This window comes from Pantoea sp. At-9b, assembly GCF_000175935.2.
GTDB lineage: Bacteria > Pseudomonadota > Gammaproteobacteria > Enterobacterales > Enterobacteriaceae > Pantoea.
This window is the reverse complement of the sequence record NC_014837.1, coordinates 2,720,421-2,743,241: the sequence shown is the minus strand read 5'-3', so window position 1 is coordinate 2,743,241 and position 22,821 is coordinate 2,720,421. Positions and strand designations below refer to the sequence as shown.

Genomic DNA, 22,821 nt, shown 5'->3' with positions numbered 1-22,821 from the left:
CTCAGGAAAAGTGAGCGAATGTCACAATCAGATGCATACACGGATGTGAATGATGAGAATTAATTTTTGGTTTGCGATCTTGCTACTATTGTTGAGTAGCCATTTTGCAAGTGCATCTGTCTCTCTCTTACAGCCAAAATCCCTCGCCTATCAAAAAAATATCATCGCAGAAGCTGAACATAGCGGTTTGAGCCGGGTTGAGTTGGACAAGAGCCAGACATTTGATGTCGTTAAAGACGGCAAGTTGCAGGGTACGCTTATTCAGGGCAAAGGATGGGTAAGAGAGGTTCAGCCAGTATGCTTTATAGGCTGGAGCAAAGATGGTGAGAACATCAATCAGTTTATCCAAACGATCGGGCAGGGTGACTGGGAAACGGTAGGTTGCCATAAAGTGGATTCGGTAGGTTTCATTTCTAAGAAAGATGATGAAAATGAAAAAATTGCCGTGATTTATACAATTGAAGCGCCGGATCACTACGGTACTGACTACTATGTTATGGGGCTTAAAGCGGGTGACGGTGTTTACTATGATAATAGTACGACAGAAAAATTCCAAAACTCCTCGCTGAAAACTATTGCTGAATTACGCAAGGCCTATCAAAAGTAAAACCCAGCGGTCTTTATAAGGCCGCTGAATAATTTCAAACGATAAGGATGTTGGCGTGAAAAAGGGAATCATTGTCTTTCTGTTTTTCGGTGTGCTACAGAATTACGCTAATGCTCAGGATGTTTGCGGCAAAGCTGTGAATGATGGTGAGGTTTTCTCCTGCTTTAATTCCGCAAAACAGGCAGCAGAAAAAACGTTAAATGAAGAGTATATCGCAGCAAAGAATAGAATCGCGGCTGAGTATTCCGCCTCACCAGCAGATTTGCAAAGTTATACGTCAACCTTAACCGAGTCACAGCGCGGCTGGCTAAAGTATCGTGATGGTCAATGTAACCTTGAGTCTTTTATGGCTGAGAAAGGAACCGTTACTTACGATACGCTTAAGGATAAATGCGTTGCCAGAGTTGACCTGGAACGTGTTGAGCAACTTAAAGCTATTCCCTATGAATAATAACTGCTAAGTTGTTTTTCATTCTAGTCTCATTTTAAATGGGGCTAATGTATACATTAATGTTGTGTTTTATACAGAGAAGCAGAAAGTGAATAAAATCCTTGTGATGTTCTTTATTTTTCTAACATCCACTTCAGCTTATTCAAAATCCACATCTCATTTTATCGGTAAAAAATTTAAAGCTGAAGTTACATATGCCTGCGAAGAAGGGGAGTTAACTTGTGACAAGGTTTACCTCAAATCAACCAGAATTAAAGATGATTCTGCCATCTCACTAAAAGGCTCGACAGTTAACAGTCATTGCCCAGATGTATGTGATTTCCAGGGATATCGCTTCACTAACGGTAAATATGAGTATTCATTTTATCCATCGATTAAGGGACATGATCTTTGGGACTATGTGATTACTTTAGATGCTAAGGTCATAGCAAGTGATGTGGGTGTGATGAAATAAAAAATATAAATAATCAATGATAATTACTCCCTGATTACTTAGCTCCTTGTTAATACCACGGCAAAACATAAATTCGCTTCCTATATTTCGCCACTTTTCCGAGAGAGGCGAGATATAGATGCCGAACAGCTAACCGCAGGAATCCGTTATGCGCTTTACGATAATAACGACTAAACCCGGCCATCAGCCGCCGCAAACTCTTTTTGACTTCTTACCCCCCGGTGGCACCATTGGTCGTGGTGTGGATAACAATCTGGTATTACCCGATGACGATCGTACTATTTCCCGATTACAGGCAATTGTGCATATTTCTGCTGACGGTGAATGCCGTCTGACGAATCGTGGCAACGTCACTCGCGTGCTTTTGAACGATATTCCATTGGAACGTGGACGTCAGGTGGAATTACAGGACGGCGATATTCTTGGCATTGATGATTATCAGTTGCTGGTCAACGATATGCACGCCGCATCGTCAGCCAGTGCGGTCGCTAAGCCAGCAGCCAAAGCGGCAATCACCGCCGATGAGCCGCCCGCAGTGGTCAGCAGCAACACCGCCGCTATCCCCAGTGAGATCTGGGACAGCCTGGCGAAAGAATTCTCCATCTCTGACGATTTATCGCAACGCAATAAACCTGCGCCAGCGCCAGCCGAAGCCCATCCGTTGACGGCTCCCGCTGCCGTCGAACGCAACCCGGAAGATCCGCTGGCTGCGCTGATCAGTGATGCGCCGCTGGATATCGGCCAGCAGCCGACTAATCGCAGTCTGTTTGATGAAGGTGATGCGTTGTTTGCCCAGGATAGCATTTTTGATGATGCGACCCCGAGCGCGCTGGTGGGACAGAAGAGTGCTGCGGCCTCTGTACCGGTTGAGAACAAGCCCGATGAGCTGGACCCTCTCAGTCTGTTTGGCAGCCAGAACACCCCCGATCCACGTCATCACGATGATCCGTTGGGTTTGATGATGAGCGGGGCGGTACCGCTGGCACAACCCGAGATCCCCCCGCTGGCAACGGCGCAGCCAGAAGCGGAACCCGAGCCTGAGTCGAAGCCGGAGTCAGAGCCAGCGGCAGTCACTCCTGCCGCCGTTAATCTGGCGGAACTCAGCAGCTCACCACTATTTGACGATACCGACACTGCGCCAGCGCCGATCGTTGCTGAGGAAGCTGAAGAGCCGAGCGCAGCCAGCCCGACACCGCTGGAATATGGTGGCATCACCTTGCCGACGCCGCAGGCGGTTCAGCGCACTCCATCACCGACACCGAAAGGGCGTCTGCGCATTGATCCGGTGGCGTCTCACAGCCAGCGCGAGGCGGCGGCTCAGAGCAGTGGTGATGCGTTGAAAGGCGAGTTATTGGATGCCTTGCTGGAAGGGATGGGCCTCCAGGATTTGCAGCCCACGCCCCAGTTCGATCGCGATCAGATGCGCCAGTTCGGCCAGATGCTCAGCATGTTCTCGCAGGGTACCGTCGCTTTGCTCTCGTCACGTTCCATTCTCAAGCGTGGCGTAAAAGCGGATATGACGGTCATCCTCGACGATGCCAACAACCCGTTCAAACTGCTGCCTTCCGGCAAAACCGTGCTGATGCAGATGTTTGGCAGCCGGATGCCCGGTTTTATGCCACCACGCCAGGCGGTACGTGATGCGTTGATCGATCTCCAGGCGCACCAGTTAGGGATGATCGCCGGTATCCGCGCCATCATCGCGTCGATGCTGCAATCCTTTAACCCGGACCAGCTGGAAGAAGAAGCGCGCGAGGCCGGTTCCGTGTCTCGCCTTGGCCTGCCGGGGAGTCGTAAGGCGGCGTTGTGGGAGCATTTTGTCGAGCGCTACGGCGAAACCGCTGGCGAGATCGAAGACGACTTTCACACCCTGTTCGGCGAAGCTTTCCTGCACGCCTACGACATGGAAGTTAATCAGTACAAAGATTCACAAACCCACACGGATGACGCATGAATATCACTATTGCTTCCACGTCGAATCAGGGCGACCGCGCCAGCAATCAGGATCAGACCGGTGAGATTATCGGTGAACGCTCAGCCTGCTTTGTCGTCTGTGACGGCGTGGCCGGTTTCCCGGGTGGAGACGTCGCTGCCACCATCGCCCGCAGCAGTTTAATGGAGACGTTCAACGGCGAAACCCATCTGAATGCGCAGTCGATCCGTGACTATGTCAATCACGCCAATCACGCCATCCGTCAGCAACAGAAAGCCAGCAGCGAGCACAGCCGGATGGGCACCACGCTGGTAAGCCTGTTTATCGATCGTGATTACGCGTTGGCTTACTGGGCACACGCCGGTGACAGCCGCCTCTATCTGTTTCGGCGCGGTTATCTCTACCACGTCACCACCGATCACAGCCTGGTGCAGCAGATGAAAGATGCCGGGCACCAGACCGAGGGCATCAACACCAACTTGCTCTATTTCGCACTCGGTATGGGCGACGAGCAGCGTGATGCCAGCTACAGCGATGTGGTGGCGATCGAAGACGGTGATGCCTTTCTCCTGTGTACCGACGGTTTCTGGCATGGCGTTACGCTGGAACAGATGCAGCAGTCACTGCATATGGTCAACACGCCGCAAGAGTGGCTCACGCTAATGCAGCAAATCATTAAAAACGATCAACCGGAACAGGGCCAGCAGGACAACTTCAGTGCGCTGGCCGTGTGGGTTGGTTCACCTCAGGACACCACCTTACTGCACTCGCTCTCTGATGCGGCGCAGTTTTTCCCTCTTCGCGATTGAGAACGCCAACATGAAATATGGATTACTGGGACTGGCTGCACTGCTGCTGAGTACACAGGCATGGGCCGAGAACTACCGCATTGTGCAGTCCCCGGCACAGAAACTGGATGTCTGGATTGATGACGTCAAAGATAACCAGCTGGCGAGTTGGTGTCAGAAGAGTGTGGATCTGCGCATCGTCAGCAAAGGTGAAAAAAATGCCAGCGTGCTGGATGGCTTCCTGCCACGTGTCGCCGGGTTGATGGCGTCGCAGTGCAAACCGCTGCAACAACTGCACTGGCAATTACAGGATGCAGAAGGTAACGCACTGGCAGAGGGTAATGCTGAGCGGACGCAAAATTGGCAACCGGTGGTTACCCCGGCACCCCAGGCGGCCACCCCGGCACCTGCTGCACCGACGATCAGTTCAGCGCCTGCCGACACCACGCCCTGGCAGCAATTCAGTCTGCTGGACGGTTGCCACTTCCGCACCTGGTGGCAGCAACCGGCGCAATCCAGCGCCATCTTTGTGCCGTCGAAGCAGGGGCTGGTCTGCGGCAAGGATGGCTGGTTGAGCGGTCACAGCAACCTGACGCAGATGGGTAACGGGGCCGCAAAATCGGTCGATGTCACCTTTGTACAAGGCTTTCCGATTGCCGGGTTAAGCAGCGGACAGCCGACCAGCGAGCTGACCATCACCACCGTCAACCGTGAACGCATGGTGCTGGCGAATGAGAAATCACCGGAAAGCTGGCTGGTGCTGCCGTTCAGTGCGCAATTTAATGGCTGGCAGGCACCGGATCAGGTGGTGGTACAGATGCCCGCCAGCGATGCAGCCGATGAAAGCGCGCTGCGCGCCCGCTTGCAGGAAGTGCGTAAAGTCTGGTCACCGTGGTTGAAAAGCGCCTCGCCACTGAAAGTACAACTGGTGGAGCAACTGCATCCGGAATTGAAAGATCCGGCAGCAGCGGCTTACCGCACCCTTAACTAACGCAAAAGGAGTTTGCATGGAGTCGTTACAACAGCGTTTGGCGGATGCATCACTGGCGGAGAATCTGGCCCGTACTACGGCGCAGATCCAGGCGAATCCTGCCGATGCCAATCTGCGCGCCACCTTTGTGCAACTGCTGTGCCTGGCCGGTAACTGGACGCGGGCACAGACACAACTGCATTCCTGGCTGGCGCTAACCCCGCAGGCACAACCCACCATCACTCTGTTGCAACAGGCGATTGCCGGGGAGTTGCAGCGTGCGGCGGTGTTACGCGGCGAGGCACAACCCCAACTGCCGGGCAGTGCCTGGGCATGGTGTGAAACCCTGCTGGCGGCGTTGCAGGCCGAGGTGGCGGGCGATGTGGCACGTGGCGCGGCGCTACGCCAGCAGGCACTGGAGCAAGCCGACGCCAATCCCGGTACGTTAGAACAACAGGATCAGTCAGTGGCGTTCCCGTGGTTGATGGATGGCGACAGCCGTTTTGGTCCGGTATGTGAAGCCATCGTCAATGGCCGTTATTACTGGGTGCCGTTTGCCGCTATCCGGGAAATGCAGTTTCAGGCACCGGCCAGCGTAACGGATCTGGTGTGGCGTCATACGCTGATCCAACTGGTGGATGGCAGCGAACAAGTGTGCCAGATTCCGGTGCGCTATCCCTTACCGGCACAAGCGGAAGAACCCTGGTTGCGCGCCAGCGTCACCGAATGGCAGCCGCTGGGCAACGTAGACAGCCAGTTTATCGGTCTGGGACAGAAAGTCTGGCTGAGCGACAGCGCGGAACTCTCACTGCTGGCACTTCAGCGCCTCACTTTTAACGACATCGGGCCCGCTTATGAGTCGTGAAGACGGCTATGCCCAGCTGCACGGTGGCTATCGTGCGCGCAAAAACCGCGACACGCTGACTTCACGCGACAAGTTGCAATCCTCGTTGCTGGATCGCCTGACCGACGATGCACCGGACAAACGGAGCGAGCCGGGCAACAGTGTGTTGATTACCCATAACACGCTACGCCGTCATGTGCTGCGCGATTTGCAGTGGCTGTTCAACACCATCAATAACGAAGCGCAACAGGATCTCAGCCCTTTTGGTGAGGTGCAGCGCTCGGTATGGAATTTTGGTGTTGCGCCGCTGGCCGGACAAAACATGTCTGATATCGAATGGCAGGACATCCAGCGCAAAATGACCAACGCCATTTTGCATTTCGAACCCCGCATTCTGCCACAGGGCTTGCAGGTCCGTTGTGTCAGCGATCTGGCGGCACTCGACCTGCACAACGTGCTATCGATTGAGATCAAAGGCCGTCTGTGGTGCGTGCCTTATCCGCTGGAGTTTCTGTTTCGTACCCAGGTCGATCTTGAGAATGGCCATTTCGAACTCCAGGATGCGGGGTAATCATGGACAGCAAACTGCTCGACTACTACAACCGTGAACTGGCCTATCTGCGAGAGATGGGAGCCGAGTTTGCCGAACGTTATCCCAAAGTGGCAGGACGGCTGGGAATGCGCGGCATTGAGATCGCCGATCCTTACGTCGAGCGGTTGATGGAAGGCTTCGCGTTTCTCACCTCGCGTGTTCAGCTGAAAATGGATGCGGAATTTCCGCGTTTTTCGCAGCGACTGCTGGAGATGATTGCACCGGGCTATTTAGCGCCAACACCGTCGATGGCGATTGCCCAATTGACACCGGATAGCCGCAAAGGGGACATCAGCAACGGTTTTCTGGTGCCGCGTGGCACCATGATGGAGAGCCAGAGCCTGAAGAAATCGGGCGTCACCTGTAGCTACACCACGGCGCATGACGTGATGTTGCATCCGTTACGCATCAGCGATGTGACGCTCGGTGGCGTGCCCGGTGACATCCCGCTGGGTGAGCTGAAGTTGAGCGGCCTGGGTGCGACCAGCGCGTTGCGCCTGCGGATTGAGTGCGAAGGCGTTTCGTCGCTCAGCCAACTGACGGTCGACGAGTTGATGCTCTACCTGAGCGGCCCGGATATTCAGGCGCTCAGGTTGCTGGAGTTGCTGATGCAGCATCGGGTCGGCATCGTGTTGCAATCGGTGGAGCCACAGCCGCAGCGTCAGGTACTCGCCGATAACGCGCTGCAACAACAGGGTTTTGCGCCGGAACAGGCGTTGTTACCGGACGATCTGCGCAACTTCGATGGCTACCGTCTGTTGCAGGAATATTTTGCCTTTCCGGCACGGTTTCAGTTTATCAGCCTGCATCAACTGGCGGCGCTGCTGCGCCGTTGCGAACATGCCAAAGCCTTCGACATCATTATCCTGCTGGATAAGGCCGATGCTGAACTGGAGAGCGTGGTCGATCGCAGCCATCTGGCGCTGCATTGCACGCCGGTGATTAACCTGTTCCCGAAAATGGCAGAGCGCCTGAAAGTCAGCGACAGTCAGCATGAATATCATCTGGTGGTGGATAATATCCGCCCGCTGGATTACGAAGTGCATTCGGTACAACGTTTGTTTGCCACCGTGCAGGGACAGCGTGAGGAGCAGGTATTCCGTCCTTTCTGGAGCACTTTCAGCGCGGATAACGGTGACTACGGTGCCTATTTTTCCCTGCGTCGCGAGCAGCGCACGTTGTCCGAGCATGCGCAACGCTATGGCACCCGTACCGGTTATATCGGCTCTGAAGTGTTCCTCTCGCTGGTGGATGAACACCACACACCGTGGCGCGACGATATGCGCTACCTCTCCGCTGAGGTGATGTGCACCAGCCGCGATTTACCGCTGATGCTGCTGCAACAGGAGCAGGGGCAGTTCGTGATGCCGGATTCGATCCCGGTGAGTCAACTGACGTTGTGCAAAGGGCCAACGCCGCCGCGTCCGGCACTGGCAGAAGGCTTATCGTCCTGGCGGCTGATCAGCCATCTGCAAATGAACTATCTGAGCCTGATGGACAGCGCCGACGGGGAAGGGGCGGCCGCCTTGCGCCAGCTACTGAGTTTGTATGCCAATCTGGCGGAAGCGCCAGTGGCGCGCCAGATCGAGGGCATTCGTCATTGCCAACTGCGTGCGGTACATCGGCGAGTACCGGAACCGGGACCCGTGGTGTTTGCTCGTGGGGTCAGCATTGCGCTGGAGGTGGATGAGCAGGTGTTCTCCGGGGCCAGTCCGTGGCTGTTTGGCAGCGTGCTGGAACGGGTGTTCTCGCGTCTGGTGGCGCTCAACAGTTTCACCGAACTCACGCTGAGCAGCCAGCAACGTGGCGAAGTGGGTTACTGGCCACCGCGGATGGGCCAGAAGGCGCTGCTATGAGTGATGTCGCACAGATTATCCCATTATCGCGCGCCAGCCGTCTGCCGGACGATTTCTGGTCAGCGGTGATGGCGGCTCCCTGGCGCTACGACCTGTTCCAGCTGTTACGCCGGTTAAATGCGCAAAGTGGTCAGCGTTATGCGCTGGGACGTGCGCCACTGCCTAAGTTCGAAAGCCTGCGTATTGGTCAGAAGCCATCCCTGACCTTCGCCCCCGCGACGCTCGCCTCGGTGCGTGAGCGCGAAGAAGATGGTCGTCATGATGTCGCCATCTACAGCTTTGGCCTGTTTGGCCCGAACGGCCCGCTACCCACGCACCTGACTGAGTATGTGCGCGAACGTATCGACCACCATCAGGATCACAGCCTGGCGGCCTTTGCTGACCTGTTTCACCACCGTGCCACCTTACTGTTTTACCGTGCCTGGGCGGACGCGCAGCCGACCGCTTCTCTCGATCGCGGCGACGACAAACGTTTTCAGGACTATCTGGCCTGTCTGGCCGGGATCGGTTTTCCGGCGCAGCAACAGGCCAGTTCGCTCAGCCTGCACGCGCGCCTGATGTTGGTGGGGCATCTCAGTCGCCACGGACATGATGCGGAAGGTCTGGTGCGTATTCTGCGCCTCTATTTTGGCGTCCCGGTGCGGCTGGAGCAGAACCAGGCGCAGTGGCTGACGCTGGATAGCCGCGATCAGGCGCGTCTGGCCGCCGGACGGCACATGCCACGCTTGGGGGAATCGGCGTTTCTGGGGGTGGCGGTGCGCGATGTGCAGCACCGTTTTCGCCTGCGTTTGGGGCCACTCACCGCCGCGCAATATGCCCACTTCTTGCCCGATGCGCCAGGGGCATGTGAAGTGCGCGACTGGGTGCGGCACTATCTCGGTATTGAAATGCAGTGGGATCTTAGCCTGATCCTCGCCGCGAACGAGGTCCAGGGCGCGACCCTCGGCGGCAGCGCCCGACTGGGTTACACCAGTTGGCTGGGACAAGCGGCCCAGCCTGTCGATCGTGAAGATTTTGTTTTTGAAGTTGAGGCTGCCTCGCGCTAGCCCATCGCCTTTTCCTGTCACATAGCCTGCTTCTTCTATTACAGAGATTCGATATGTCAGAAATCAGCCGAGCCGTGTTATTCGGTAAACTGGACACGCTGTTATTTACCTCGCTGGAAAGCGCCACCGCCTTTTGCAAGCTGCGCGGCAATCCCTATGTCGAGTTGGTGCACTGGTTGCATCAACTGATGCAGCAACAGGACGGTGACTTACAGCAGGTAATCAGCCATTTTTCACTGGATGAAAACGCGCTGACGCGGGATATCGTGGCGGCACTTGACCGTCTGCCACGCGGTGCGAGTGCCGTCTCCGATCTTGCCGAGCACATCGACAGCGCCGTAGAGCGCGCCTGGGTCTATGCCTCGCTCAAATACGGAGCCAGCCGCATTCGTGGCGGTCATCTGCTGATCGGTCTGCTCAAGACCTACAGCCTCGCCAGTGTGCTGAAAGGTATTTCAGCGCAGTTTGCGCGTATTAACGTCGATGCCCTGGTGGATCAATTCGATGCTTTACTCGGCCAGAGCAAGGAGGCGCAACAGGCGCTGACGCAACCTGATGTCGGCGCAGCCCCGGCAGCAGCCGGCAGCAGCACTCTGGCACAGTACGCCCAGGATCTTACCGCGCGTGCGCGTGCGGGCCGTATCGATCCGGTGACCGGGCGCGATGAAGAGATCCGTCAGATGGTGGATATCCTGATGCGCCGTCGTCAGAACAATCCGCTGCTGACCGGCGAAGCCGGTGTCGGCAAGACGGCGGTGGTGGAAGGGCTGGCACTGCGCATTGCGGCGGGTGATGTGCCTGCGCCCTTGCGCGATGTACAACTTTGGCTGCTGGATATCGGCATGTTGCAGGCCGGGGCTGGGATGAAAGGGGAGTTTGAAGCGCGCCTGCAAGCGTTGATCAACGAAGTGCAGTCGAGCGCCACCCCGATTGTGTTGTTTGTGGATGAGATCCACACCCTGGTCGGCGCGGGCGGACAGCAAGGCACGGGGGATGCCGCTAACCTGCTGAAACCGGCACTGGCACGTGGACAGTTGCGCACCATCGGTGCCACTACCTGGGCAGAATATAAAAAATATATCGAGAAGGACCCGGCACTGACACGTCGCTTCCAGACCGTGCAGGTGCAGGAGCCGGACGAAGCCAAAGCCATCCAGATGCTACGTAGCACGGTCAGTGCGCTGGAGAAACATCACCAGGTGCTGCTGCTGGATGAAGCGGTCAGTGCAGCGGTCAAACTGTCGCATCGTTACATCCCGGCGCGGCAGTTACCGGATAAAGCGGTGGCGTTGCTTGATACCGCCTGTGCACGTGTCGCCGTCAGTCAGGGGGCACAGCCTCCGGCGCTGGAAGATTGTTTGCATCGGCTGGCGGCACTCGACATTGAAGCGGAAATTGCCGAGCGCGAGGCGAAAGTGGGGCTGGGTGCCCCCGAGCGCCAGCAGGAAATTGCCCGGCAGCATGCTGCACTCAGCGCCACGCGCGAGGCATTGACCGCGCGCTGGCAGCAGGAACGTGCGCTGGTGGATCAACTCATCGCGTTACGTGCACGTTGTGTCAGCGAAGATGCAACGGCGCTGCGCAGTGAGCTGGACGCCACCCGACAGCAGTTGCGTGAAGTGCAGGGCGAAGAACCGCTGCTGTTTGCCGCCGTGGATGCCAGCGTGGTGGCGGCCGTGGTGGCAGACTGGACCGGCATCCCACTGGGGCGCATGGTGAAAAACGAGATCGATGCGGTGCTGAACCTGGCGGAAACCCTGAACCAACGGGTCATCGGTCAGCGCCATGGGTTGGATCTGATTGCGAAACGTGTGCGCACCTCACGCGCCCGTCTGGATAACCCCAACAAACCGGTCGGGGTGTTTATGTTGTGCGGCCCGTCTGGCGTGGGTAAAACCGAAACCGCGCTGGCGCTGGCCGAATCGCTGTATGGCGGCGAGCAGAACATCATCACCATCAACATGAGTGAATTCCAGGAAGCGCACACCGTCTCCACCTTGAAAGGCGCGCCTCCGGGCTATGTCGGTTACGGCGAGGGTGGTGTGCTGACCGAGGCGGTTCGCCGTCGGCCTTATAGTGTGGTGCTGTTGGATGAAATCGAGAAAGCACACCCGGATGTGCATGAGTTGTTCTTCCAGGTGTTCGACAAAGGCTGGATGGAGGACGGCGAAGGACGTCATATCGATTTCCGTAACACCATCATCATCCTGACCTCCAATGTGGGCACACAGCTGATCAGCGCCTTGTGTGCCGATCCGGAACTGTTACCGCAACCTGACGCACTCAGCACGGCACTGCGCAAACCGCTGCTGGAGGTGTTCCCGCCCGCGTTGCTTGGACGCCTGCTGGTGGTGCCGTACTACCCGCTGAGCGACGCGATGCTGGCACAAATCGTCCGGCTGCAACTGGCACGCATTGTGCGCCGTCTGGAGGAGAACCACGGTATCGCAGCGGACATTGACGCGAGTGTCGTCAGCCAGATCGTGCAGCGCTGCACCGAAGTGGAATCCGGCGGACGTATGGTCGATGCCATCCTCACCAATACCCTGTTGCCGCAAATGAGCCAGATACTGCTCAGCGCCCATGCCCGCGATGAACGTTACCGCCGGGTGCTGGTGCGCTGTGAGCAGGGTGAGTTTGTTTGCCAGTTTGATGTCTAAAGCCGTTCGTTATCAGAGAGTTTTCGTCTATGTCGGAACACGATAATCACCTCAATGTACCCAACGCTTTGCCGCTGGGTTACCGGTTCAATGAGTTTGAGATAAAAGAAGTCATCGGTGGTGGCGGCTTTGGCATCGTCTATCGCGCCTGGGATCATCAGTTGGAGCGCGATATCGCCATCAAAGAGTTTATGCCCGCCTCGTTAGCGGTGCGTAGTGATGGCTTAAACCTGGTGTTGCGCAGCGAGCGATTCAGCAAAACCTTCCACGCCGGTCTGAACAGTTTTATCCAGGAAGCGCGCCTGTTGGCACGTTTTAATCATCCCAACCTGTTACACGTGCTGCGCTTCTGGGTGCAGAACGATACCGCCTATATGGGGACGGCGTTTTACAGCGGTACGACCTTGTCCAATCTGCGTGCGCGCAATCCGCAGCAGATCGACGAAGCCTGGATTCGTCGTCTGTTACCCCCATTGCTGGGGGCGATAAAAACCATTCATGACGCCGGATACCTGCATCGCGATATTTCGCTCGATAACATCCAGATCCAGAGCAATGGCGAACCGGTACTGCTCGATTTTGGTTCCGCACGTAAAACCATCGGTAACCTGTCCGATGAAAGCGAAACCATGTTGCGTCCCGGTTTTGCGCCGATTGAACAGTACAGCGACAACGATGAAAGCGAGCAGGGGGCCTGGACTGACATCTATGCGTTAGGGGCGGTACTGCACATGTTGATCACCGGTGCGCCGCCGCCGGTCAGCGTGGTGCGCAGCATCGAAGATAACTACCAGCCACTGGTGCAACGTCGCCCTGCCGGGTATTCCACGGCGCTGCTGAGTGCGGTCGACAAAGCACTGGCGCTGAAAGCCGAGGATCGTCCACAAAACATCGATGCGTTTGCGGAACTGATGGCGCTGCCCGAGCGCGAATCTGAACCCTTGATCGCGGCGAAAATCAGTGGTCCGGGCACCATGCTGGTGCCGGTCGAAGAGGTGGCAGACGAAGCACCGCCATCACCGGCGAAACGTTTTATGCAACACCGCTTTGCGCTGCCAGGCCTGGTGGCTGCGGGGGTGTTGGTCGGGTTGGGCGTGGGTTTACTGATGGCCGGCGGCAGTGATGACGCACCCGTGCAGGCGCAAACCACCCCTGTGGCTCCACCCGTGACCCCGGCACCGGCCCCGGCTGAAAAACCGGCAGCCCAGGCCGACGTCCAGATGGCACAGCGTAACGTGGAACCCGCACCGCCCCCGGCACCGGTGGCACAGGTCTACATCCGTCTGCAACCGGGTGAGCAGGTGCAGGTCAACGGCAAACAGCAGGCGCTGGTGCCTGCGGCGAATGGTTTTGCCGCGCTGCAACTGGCACCGGGCAACTACACCTTCTCGATCAGCAGCCATAGCGGCGCACGTGAACAGACACTCACCATCAGCGCGGAAGGTGTCTGGTTGCTCGATCCTCACAGTTAATTATTTTCCGGGATTTACTTATGTTCTCACGCATCACCGTCCAGCTGCCCACGGAGGGCCTGCTGTTCTGGAAACTCAGCGGGCGTGAAGCCCTGTCGGAATCATTCACCCTCCAGGCGGATTTGTTGTCGACCGATGCCCGCATCGATCGCCATGCTCTGCTGGGCAAATCGGTGACCTTTACGCTGCCGACCCAGAACCTGCTCACGCCACGTTACCTCAACGGCAAAATCACCCGCGTGGCCGTGCGCAGTGAGGAGCTGAACGGCACGCGCTACGCGGTTTATGCCCTGACCGTCGAGCCGGATGTGTGGCCGATGAAACGTGATCGTAACCTGCGTATTTTCCAGAGCCAGACCGTGCCGCAAATCGTGCAGACGTTGCTGAAAGAGTACAACGTCAACGTCGAATCAAAACTCGCCAGCAGCTACCGGGTGTGGGAATACTGCGTGCAGTACCAGGAGAGCAGCTTCGATTTTATCAGCCGTCTGATGGAGCTGGAGGGGATCTACTACTGGTTCCGCCATGAATCCGATAAGCATACGCTGGTATTGTGCGATGCTGCCGATCAGCACCAGCCGTTCAGTGGCTATGCCACCATTCCCTACCACGTGGCCCCTTCCGGCGGCAGCACAACGGAAGAGGGGATCAGCCAGTGGTCGCTGGCCGAGAGCGTGACGCCGGGGATGTACAGCACGGATGACTATGACTTCCGCAAACCGAATGCCTGGATGTTACAGGCGCGGCAGAACCCGGTTGCGCCCACGCCGGGCACGGTGGATGTCTACGACTGGCCGGGCCATTTTGTTGATCACAGCCACGGCGAGTTTTACACCCGCATCCGCCAGGAAGTCTGGGAAGTGGAGCATCACAGCGTCAGTGGCACGGGGACGGCGACCGGCATTGCGCCGGGTTACACCTTTGGCCTGCTCGATGCGCCGCATTTCAGTGATAACGGCAACTATCTCACCACCAGTGCCGACTATAGCTTCGAGGAAAACAGCTACGCCAGCGGTGATATTACCGCCTCGCATAACATCAACTTTACCGTTCTGCCGACCTCGATCACTTTCCGTGCGCCACCCCGTGCGCCATGGCCAAAAACTCACGGTCCACAGACGGCGAAAGTGGTGGGGCCGCAGGGGGAATCGATCTGGACCGACCGTTATGGCCGGGTCAAGGTGAAGTTTCACTGGGACCGGCTGGCAAAAGGCGACGATACCAGCTCGTGCTGGGTGCGTGTTTCCAGCGCCTGGGCGGGCCAGGGATTTGGTGGTGTGCAGATCCCGCGTGTTGGCGACGAAGTGGTGGTGGATTTTATCAATGGTGACCCGGATCGCCCGCTGATCATTGGCCGCGTGTATAACGAGGCGAGTATGCCGCCCTGGGCACTGCCAGCGGCGGCGACGCAGATGGGTTTCCTCAGCCGTACCAAAGATGGCACCGCAGAAACCGCCAATGCACTGCGCTTCGAGGATAAGTCCGGGCAGGAGCAGTTGTGGATCCAGGCGCAGAAGAACATGGATACCAACGTTAAAAACGACGAAACCCACAGCGTTGGGGGGTCGCGTACCGTCAGTGTCACCCAGGACTACAACGGCACGGTGTCGGGCAGCCACACCGAGGCGACGCAACTGGCCCATTCCCAACTGGTGGGCGGTGGTTTTATCCAGCGTGTGCAGGGGGCGATTGTGCAGGCGTCCGACAGCGGCATTCGTCTGGTGGCGGGCCAATCGGTGCTGGAATTAGGCGCCAACGGTCAGGTCACATTGCAATGCGTGAATTTTAATATCGATGCTTCCGGCACCGGACAGATTAACACTGGCGGTACGCTGGATCTGAACCTGAAACAACCCGGTGCATTACCCGCAGTGGAACCCACCCCGGCGCAAATCCAGGACGCCGTTAAAGCGGCATTTAATCAAGGAAAAGATAACGCATGAAAACCGTCCCTTTTGCGCTTTCTGAAGGCGTACTTAACCTGCCTGCCGCAGTTCAGGATCACAGCATCAATGTGCTGAAATTCGCCGATGCGACATTGGTGATCACCCGGGCATGGGATATCCCGGCGGGAGATGAGGAGAAATACCTCAGCCAGCAACTGGGCAAAATTAAACGCAATATGAAAAAGGTGGTGCTGGGTGAGGTTGCTGATAGCGACATTGCCGGTATACCAGCCCGCGAGGTGGCGCTGCGTTTCGAAAATCAACATCTGATGGTGTATGAAAAACTCGCCGTGGCGCGGGTGGATGACCATTTGCTGGCGTTTACCCTCAGCCGCATGCAGCCGTTTGATGCGGATGCCGATGCCTTCTGGACCGCGATCAAAGCGGGTTTGCAACCGGGGGGCTGAGGATGAGTGATTATCTCGCGGCGCGTATCGGCGATCCGCTGGTACACAGCTCGGCACTGGCGGATTTTGTCGGTGGCCTGGTGGAGGGGGCGATTGTCGCCGGGATCGTTCTTGCCGCCGGGACCGGCGTCGGTGCGCTGCTGGGTGGTGTGGCCATTGCGACGCTGGTGTTCAGTGGCGGTCTGGAGAACATCGGCAACGCGGCGGCATCGCTGGTCGACAGCCTTATCGACCCTGGGCCGCCGGATGCGTTTATTGTCAGCGGGTCCGGCAACGTGCATATCAAAGGTAAGCTGGCAGCGCGTGCAGCGGGCAGCGTATCGCGTGATTATCTCAACGCGCCTGCAGCGGCTGACAATGGTATCGACTGGGCGGCGGTAGGCATGCTGGCGCTGACCGGTGTCGCGGCCGCGATGAACACCGCGCTCAACCCCGGTGCCGCGCTGATGGCAGTCGCAGAGCGCGCCAGCCATCTCTCAATGGATGATGTAAAAGAGTGGGGCAAAAACGTCTGGACCAGCCTGATGCAACCGGTGGTGGAAAGCGCCAGCCCCTATGCGACACCGTTACCGCTCGATACCGTGGCCTGCACCAAAGGTCATATGGTCACCAGCAGCAATTTTATTGCGCAGGGATCGAAAAAGGTGCTGATCAACAATCAGCCCGCCGCACGTAACGGTCACAAAAGTACCTGTGAAGCAGAAATTAAACTGAGTGAAAACCCGCGCGTGCGCATCGGTGGCGATACCATCACGGTGCGCGATATCCATAGCGGTAAAAACATTTGGGCATACATGGCGGGTAACCTGATCGGTGGTGCACTGGTGGGTATCCTGCCGGAGCTATACCGCTTTGGCTTCAGCCGCCTGATTTTACGCGGGCTGGCGAAAGATATCGTCTGTCCCATCGGTGGCGATATCGTCATCGAAGCCGCTGTCCAGACGTTACACCCGGTGAATATCGCGACCGGGGCGAAAATCCTGGCACGCGAAGAGGATCTCGATTTTGTGCTGCCGGATCGCATGCCGCTCTACTGGCAGCGCATCTATCACAGTCGCAATCTGGCTACCGGGATGCTCGGTACTGGCTGGATGCTACCGTTTGAAGTGCGTCTCTGGCGCTTGCCGGATAATCAACTGATCTACCAGGACATGGCTGGCCGTGAGCTGGGCATGGGGGAAGTTCATCCTGGCGATGTGATTGATTTCCAGGGCGAGGGGCTGAAGCTGTTTTGCAGCCCGAACGGCGCGATGGTGATGCAGACCAGTGAAGGTGAGCATCAGTTGTTTGAGCCGGATCCGACACGGCCTGGTGAATGGCGTATCCATCGTATCTATGACCGCCATGAAAACGTGCAGCATTTCAGCTGGAACGATGACGGCAAACTGGTACGCATCTCCAGCGATAACGATGCGCTGGATGTGGAACTGGAATATGGCACGCATTTGGGACGCCTGAGCGCGGTTTATCAGATCGCGGCGGGAGCACGTCATCTGCTGGTTTCCTACGGGTATAACCAGCAGGGGCAATTGACGACGGTGACGGATGCCGACGCTATCGTCACCCGTCGTTACGGCTGGGATCAGGCAAGCGATATGCTGGCGTGGCATAGCTATGCTACCGGGTTGAAGATCCAGTATCAGTGGCGGCCTGCAATCAACTCGCGGCACTGGCGCGTGCATGCTTATCAGGTCTGTGATGAGCAGGGTGAAGTGCTGGAGAGCTGGCGCATTGAGACGGACGAGCAGCAGCGGGTTGCGCGTGTCAGCAATGATGAAGGCGTTAGCAGCGAGCACCACTGGGATGCACTGAGCCGCATCACCGCATGGACCGATGCCCACGGTGGACACTGGTCGTTTAATTGGGGTGGCGATAGCGAGCAGTTGCTGGCGATGACGCAGCCGGGTGGCGCACGCTGGGAATACGCCTGGGATGAACGCGGCAATCTGACGATGGAGCGTGATCCGCTGGATCGCACCCGTATCACCACCTGGCATCCGCTGTACGCGTTGCCACTCAAGGAAGTGTTACCGGATGGCGCGCAGTGGCAGTACGAGTACAACCTGGCTGGTGATGTCGTCGCGCTGACCGATCCCGCAGGTGGCGTTACCCGTTTCGAGTGGAATGAACAGGGTGATCTGACGCGACGTATCGATGCGCTGGAAAACAGCCATCAATTCTGGTGGGACATGCGCGGGCAGTTGATCCGTGAAGAGGATTGCTCGGGCTACCAAAGCCAGCGCCAGTACGACGCCTGCGGAAAACTGCTCAGCACCACCGATGCCTTGGGCAACACTGACCGCTACCAGTGGAGCGCAGCGGGACGCCTGCACAGCTATGTGCGCGCCGATGGGCGGGAAACCCTGTTTAAATACAACAAAGCCGGGTTGCTGTGCGGTCAGAACATCGATGGCATGCTGGAGCGCAAGGTAACGCTTAATGCGCGCGGGCAGGTAATTGAGGCGATTGATCCCGCCGGACAGGTGACACGCTATGACTTCAACCGCGCCGGACGGCTGGTGACACTGACCAACGGCAACCGACAGCAGTGGCGCTTTGACTACACGCCCGCCGGGCTGTTGATGCAGCAGCAGGATTACGCCGGGCGTAAAACCGAATACCAGTACAACGGTGTGCAGCAGGTGGAGACCTTGATCCGTCACCCGGTGCGCGACAGCCAGCTGGCACCGCTGGTGGTGAATTACGAATACGATGTGCTGGGCAGGATGGTGGCACGCGAAACGGCACAGCATCGCACCGAATATCACTACCACGCTCTAAGCACCGAGATCCATCGCTTCCCCTACGATGCATGGCGGCAGGCCATCATCAACGAGTGTGAACCGACGGATGCGGAGGTGGTGGTTTTTCAGCGTGACACGTTGGGCAGACTGGTCAGCGAGCAGAACCATTCTGGCGCATATCACCATCGGTATGATGCGTTGGGCAACCTGAGCGCATCGGTCTATCCCGACGGGCGGGAAATGCAGTTCCTGCGTTACGGCACCGGCCATCTGCTGGAGATGCGGCTAACGTCGGGAGGCCGCACGCATTCGCTGGCGAGTTATCAGCGTGACCGTCTGCATCGCGAAACGCATCGCACCCAGGGTGAACTGGAACTGGAGACGCAGTACGACATTGCCGGGCGCATCACCCAACGGCGCAGCGTCGATAATCTGCGCCAGCGACTGGTGTCGGAACGGCGCTACCAGTGGGACCGCGCCGATCAGATCATTCGCCAGATTGTCACTGACGGCGCACCTTCCAGCCCGGCAGAAAAATATAGCCAGTCATTATGGGGTTACGATGCAGCGGGTAGAATGACGCGTAGCATTCAGCCGGGCGGCGAGGAACGCTTCTGGTATGACGCGGCGGATAACCGTACCAGCGAGGATCTGCACCCGGTGTGGGATAACCTGTTGAAGCGTCTGGAGGGCATCCGCTGGGAGTACGACGGTTTCGGTCGTATGAGCGAACGACATGATAGCCAGCGTGGTGTCGTGCAGCGTTTTAGCTATGACGATGAACACCGCATACGTGAGGTGTTGATTGAAGGGGATGCCGAATACACCCGCGCGCAGTATCAGTACGATGCATTGGGCCGCCGCATCGGCAAACAGGTTTGGCGACGTCATGTTGCACAACCGGAATGCACGCATTACGCGTGGTCCGGGATGCAGATGGTCGGGGAGCATAGCGACAGCAAACCCGAGGCCGCCGTGCAGTATGTGTATGCGGAAAACAGCTACGAACCGATTGCACGCGTCGACAGCTATCAGCAGCACGCTGAGGTTTACTGGTATCACACCGAGATCAATGGCCTGCCAGACCGGGTGACGGATATCCGTGGCGATACCGTCTGGCAGGGCGCATTTGCCGCCTGGGGGCGCACGACGCGGGAAAGCACCGGCGTTGACTGGGAAGTGCCGCAGAACCTGCGCTTTCAGGGGCAGTACCTTGACCGCGAAACCGGTCTGCACTATAACACTTTTCGGTACTATGACCCGTGCGGCGGGCGTTACACCCAGTTGGACCCGATAGGGTTGATGGGTGGGTTGAATTTGTATCAATATGCTCCTGATGTACTGACTGGCATCGATCCATTAGGTTTAGCAACCCGGTTGAATAATGGGCAATATAATGTATTCCAGGAGCATACGATTAACGCCGAACATATATATTCTAGCGATGGTGTACAGTTTAACAGAGCGAACACTGAGTTTATTAACAGGATGAACACTGATGCGACCTTTAGACGAGATATGTTAGGAAGATATCCAGAGTTATCGGATTGGATGAAAAATCCTAATAAAGCATCGAGTCCTCCAGGGTTAACGTGGCACCATCATGAAGACTATGGTCGATTAACATTGGTTGACCGCGCAGACCATGCGGATAATCATTCTCTCTATCATCCAACAGGTAAGGGAGGACGTGAAATGTGGGGTGGTGGTGAACCTGGGCGCCGTGGAAAATTAGATGGAAAAACCGGTAGTCCTAAAGTCAAAAAAGGTGGTTGCATATGAAAGAGTTAGAATATAAAAAACCCTATGATTTAAATAGCCTCATTATTGCCATTGCTATTAATAACTATAAGAAAGACAACTTTTGTGTATATACAAAAGATTATACTGAAAAAGCAACTGCAGAACTTATCTGTTATTTGGATAAGTACCCAGTTATTGATGACAATGATGAAGAAATTTTCCCAGATTATGTCTTAGATAACGATCTTGAGTTGTTTTTCTATGGGGAGCAATTTGAAGATGTGCTTCGCAATATATTAAGTCAGAAAAGTAATCCGGTGATAGATGATTTTATTGCGGGGTTGAATTATTACTTGAAGAATGATGCTTTTATAACCTTGTAATAATATGCCGGAAGAAACCCTTCCGGCTTTTGTCCTTACACCTATCCAGAACCTCGCTGATTTCGCTCTCACCTCAACACCTTCCTTTATCGCATCAAAATCCCGAAACTCTTTTCCAGCATTTATCACTACTGCTCTTCTTTACATTAACTCTTGTGCTCTATACAGCTAGCAATCTTGCAGAGATTATAGGCTATGTACTATATTTTACGTTGGAGCATGTTATTAAATCGTGCAGTTTAAGGTCAGATCCTTAGACTCACATCTCCAGCAACTGACAGAGAAGGAGTGATGTATGGGGCGCACGCTGGAACAATTACTGGCTGATGAAAAACCGTCAGTCGTGGCAAAGGCGGAGAAGATTGCCACCGAGACGCTTTTGCATATCCACCTCGCAGAACTGCGTGAGAAGGTGGATAAAACCCAGGTGGAAATGGCGAAATCCCTTGGGGTGAAGCAACCGACCGTGGCGGAAATGGAGAAGCCAGGGCGGGATGTGAAGCTGTCCACATTAAAACGTTATGTAGAAGCGGCAGGCGGCAAGCTGCGTGTTGATGTTGAGTTGCCAGACGGATCACATTACGGTTTTCTGTTGTGATACAGAGCCTGCGTTCCGTAGCGGTGCGATTTATCGCGCGTTTTGCTGACAGGGTACATCACCGAACAGCACGTGATAAATCACACCGCGAATAATATGTTTTTCCATCATATTGGTTGAAATCCCCATTCTTACAGAGACCTCGCGAAAACTGTTCCACTGAGGAAGCGGAACAGTTCTGTGTAAAAACGCTCAAGCGCTGACAAGTTTGCTTTCCAGCAACCACGCATGGCTGCGAGTATGAAAGAGTTACTGAGCGGATTTATAGTAATGATTATCATTATCACTTAAAGAAGTGAACAGTAGAAAAAACGTGTGGCAAACTGTTTTTTGCACAGTAGGTTTGAATAATATATTAAGGTGAAAACTTTCTCATATTAATGAATTAATTTTAGAATTGTTTGTTAGCTTCACGTCTTGCAGCGTAAAATCTTGCAAAGATAAATGTTTGTTGTTGCATTTCAACGTGTTGAAATTTACAGGCGTGCCGTTGTCACGGTTGGAAAAGAAACCGGGGCTGACTAATAATAATGCCGTTGTTCTAGAGAGTTTCGGAGGGATTGCTACTATTGAGATTGTTGTAAATATCGTATTTTGAAAACCCATTGCAGTAAATAACTATAGAAACAGAATAGAAATACTATTTCATCTGAAATCATAAGTTTTTTATCAACCTGTGGGGTATATATGTCCGAGTTCATTGCCAGTTTATTGTCAATATGTAAAGATGAATATGCCATATTCCATTTCGGCCAACTAAAAGAGAGCGATAATGCTGTCTATAATCGTGTCGGAGATTATTGGAAATCAATTCCTGTTTATGATATTGACGGTCGCACGACCCTAATAGATAAAAAAGGCCATCCCTATAACCCGGCATGGTCCGCTGCATTTATTTCTTTTATCATCAGGACTGCAGGCGCAGGAGAGACTTTCAAATATGCGCAAGCACATTGTCATTATATTGAGTTTTCGCGCAAGGCTAAAAAAAATAATATTCCGAGTGCTTACTATGCAGTGGCTCCAGATTCAGCCGTACCGTCCGTAGGTGATATTATTTGTTCAGGCCGGGAATATGCAACGAACTATAGTTTTGAGCAAGCTGAGCTGGCTTATAAAGCCGACGGTCACTATCCATCGCATGGTGATATTGTTGTCGATGTCAATCGTGAACATGGCTATGTATTAACCATTGGTGGGAATGTGAGTAATTCAGTCAACCAGAAAAAATTACCTCTTTCTGATGCAGGGATTTTATTAGATCGCGTTGATGGTAAAAACTTCCTGCCGTGGCTCGCTTTATTACAGTGCAACCTGTGAGGATGAT

Annotated in this window: 18 protein-coding genes; all 18 read left to right on the top strand. The window is 55.4% G+C overall.

The features are described from left to right. The first annotated feature begins 49 nt into the window (after positions 1-49). The 18 genes from PAT9B_RS12670 (at position 50) to PAT9B_RS12590 (ending at position 22,814) form a co-directional block, all read left to right on the top strand. Positions 50-607, top strand: coding sequence for a hypothetical protein (locus PAT9B_RS12670; RefSeq protein ID WP_150105791.1), 558 nt, complete (start codon positions 50-52; stop codon positions 605-607). Between the two features lie 55 nt (positions 608-662). After that, positions 663-1,058: a lysozyme inhibitor LprI family protein gene (locus PAT9B_RS12665; protein WP_013509668.1), complete on the top strand. Its 396-nt coding sequence runs from the start codon at positions 663-665 to the stop codon at positions 1,056-1,058. An 88-nt stretch (positions 1,059-1,146) separates the two neighbouring features. After that, positions 1,147-1,512, top strand: a complete 366-nt coding sequence (locus PAT9B_RS29710) for a hypothetical protein (protein WP_223300449.1) — start codon at positions 1,147-1,149, stop codon at positions 1,510-1,512. Positions 1,513-1,660: 148 nt separating this feature from the next. Next, positions 1,661-3,466: a type VI secretion system-associated FHA domain protein TagH gene (gene tagH, locus PAT9B_RS12660; protein WP_013509666.1), complete on the top strand. Its 1,806-nt coding sequence runs from the start codon at positions 1,661-1,663 to the stop codon at positions 3,464-3,466. Next, a complete protein-coding gene (locus PAT9B_RS12655) occupies positions 3,463-4,254 on the top strand; it encodes a PP2C family serine/threonine-protein phosphatase (RefSeq protein ID WP_013509665.1) in 792 nt (263 codons plus the stop codon). The genes tagH and PAT9B_RS12655 overlap by 4 nt, the downstream gene beginning before the upstream one ends. A 10-nt stretch (positions 4,255-4,264) precedes the next feature. Beyond that, complete coding sequence (locus PAT9B_RS12650; protein WP_013509664.1) at positions 4,265-5,224, top strand: hypothetical protein; 960 nt, start codon at positions 4,265-4,267, stop codon at positions 5,222-5,224. Between the two features lie 16 nt (positions 5,225-5,240). Continuing rightward, positions 5,241-6,068, top strand: a complete 828-nt coding sequence (locus PAT9B_RS12645; RefSeq protein ID WP_013509663.1) for a type VI secretion system accessory protein TagJ — start codon at positions 5,241-5,243, stop codon at positions 6,066-6,068. Beyond that, entirely contained in the window at positions 6,058-6,618 is a 561-nt protein-coding gene (tssE, locus tag PAT9B_RS12640; protein ID WP_013509662.1) for a type VI secretion system baseplate subunit TssE, read from the top strand. Before PAT9B_RS12645 ends, tssE begins: the two co-directional genes overlap by 11 nt. Before the next feature lie 2 nt (positions 6,619-6,620). Continuing rightward, positions 6,621-8,495: a type VI secretion system baseplate subunit TssF gene (gene tssF, locus PAT9B_RS12635; protein ID WP_013509661.1), complete on the top strand. Its 1,875-nt coding sequence runs from the start codon at positions 6,621-6,623 to the stop codon at positions 8,493-8,495. Then, positions 8,492-9,541, top strand: coding sequence for a type VI secretion system baseplate subunit TssG (gene tssG, locus PAT9B_RS12630; RefSeq protein WP_013509660.1), 1,050 nt, complete (start codon positions 8,492-8,494; stop codon positions 9,539-9,541). The genes tssF and tssG overlap by 4 nt, the downstream gene beginning before the upstream one ends. Positions 9,542-9,594: 53 nt before the next feature. After that, a complete protein-coding gene (gene tssH, locus PAT9B_RS12625; RefSeq protein ID WP_013509659.1) occupies positions 9,595-12,201 on the top strand; it encodes a type VI secretion system ATPase TssH in 2,607 nt (868 codons plus the stop codon). Positions 12,202-12,230: 29 nt separating this feature from the next. Next, a complete protein-coding gene (locus PAT9B_RS12620; RefSeq protein WP_013509658.1) occupies positions 12,231-13,673 on the top strand; it encodes a serine/threonine-protein kinase in 1,443 nt (480 codons plus the stop codon). Between the two features lie 20 nt (positions 13,674-13,693). Then, the gene (locus PAT9B_RS12615; RefSeq protein ID WP_013509657.1) at positions 13,694-15,616 is read left to right on the top strand and encodes a type VI secretion system Vgr family protein; all 1,923 of its coding nucleotides are present in this window, start codon (positions 13,694-13,696) and stop codon (positions 15,614-15,616) included. Next, on the top strand, positions 15,613-16,026 hold the full coding sequence (locus tag PAT9B_RS12610; protein WP_013509656.1) for a DcrB-related protein: 414 nt from the start codon (positions 15,613-15,615) through the stop codon (positions 16,024-16,026). Before PAT9B_RS12615 ends, PAT9B_RS12610 begins: the two co-directional genes overlap by 4 nt. Before the next feature lie 2 nt (positions 16,027-16,028). Beyond that, positions 16,029-20,552 carry an RHS repeat-associated core domain-containing protein gene (locus PAT9B_RS12605; protein WP_013509655.1) on the top strand — a complete coding sequence of 1,508 codons (4,524 nt, stop codon included), beginning with the start codon at positions 16,029-16,031 and terminating at the stop codon, positions 20,550-20,552. After that, the gene (locus PAT9B_RS12600) at positions 20,549-20,896 is read left to right on the top strand and encodes a hypothetical protein (RefSeq protein ID WP_013509654.1); all 348 of its coding nucleotides are present in this window, start codon (positions 20,549-20,551) and stop codon (positions 20,894-20,896) included. The genes PAT9B_RS12605 and PAT9B_RS12600 overlap by 4 nt, the downstream gene beginning before the upstream one ends. Before the next feature lie 295 nt (positions 20,897-21,191). Continuing rightward, a complete protein-coding gene (locus PAT9B_RS12595; RefSeq protein WP_013509653.1) occupies positions 21,192-21,494 on the top strand; it encodes a helix-turn-helix domain-containing protein in 303 nt (100 codons plus the stop codon). A 687-nt stretch (positions 21,495-22,181) separates the two neighbouring features. Continuing rightward, positions 22,182-22,814 carry a DUF2272 domain-containing protein gene (locus PAT9B_RS12590; protein ID WP_013509651.1) on the top strand — a complete coding sequence of 211 codons (633 nt, stop codon included), beginning with the start codon at positions 22,182-22,184 and terminating at the stop codon, positions 22,812-22,814. The last annotated feature ends 7 nt before the right edge of the window (positions 22,815-22,821 follow it).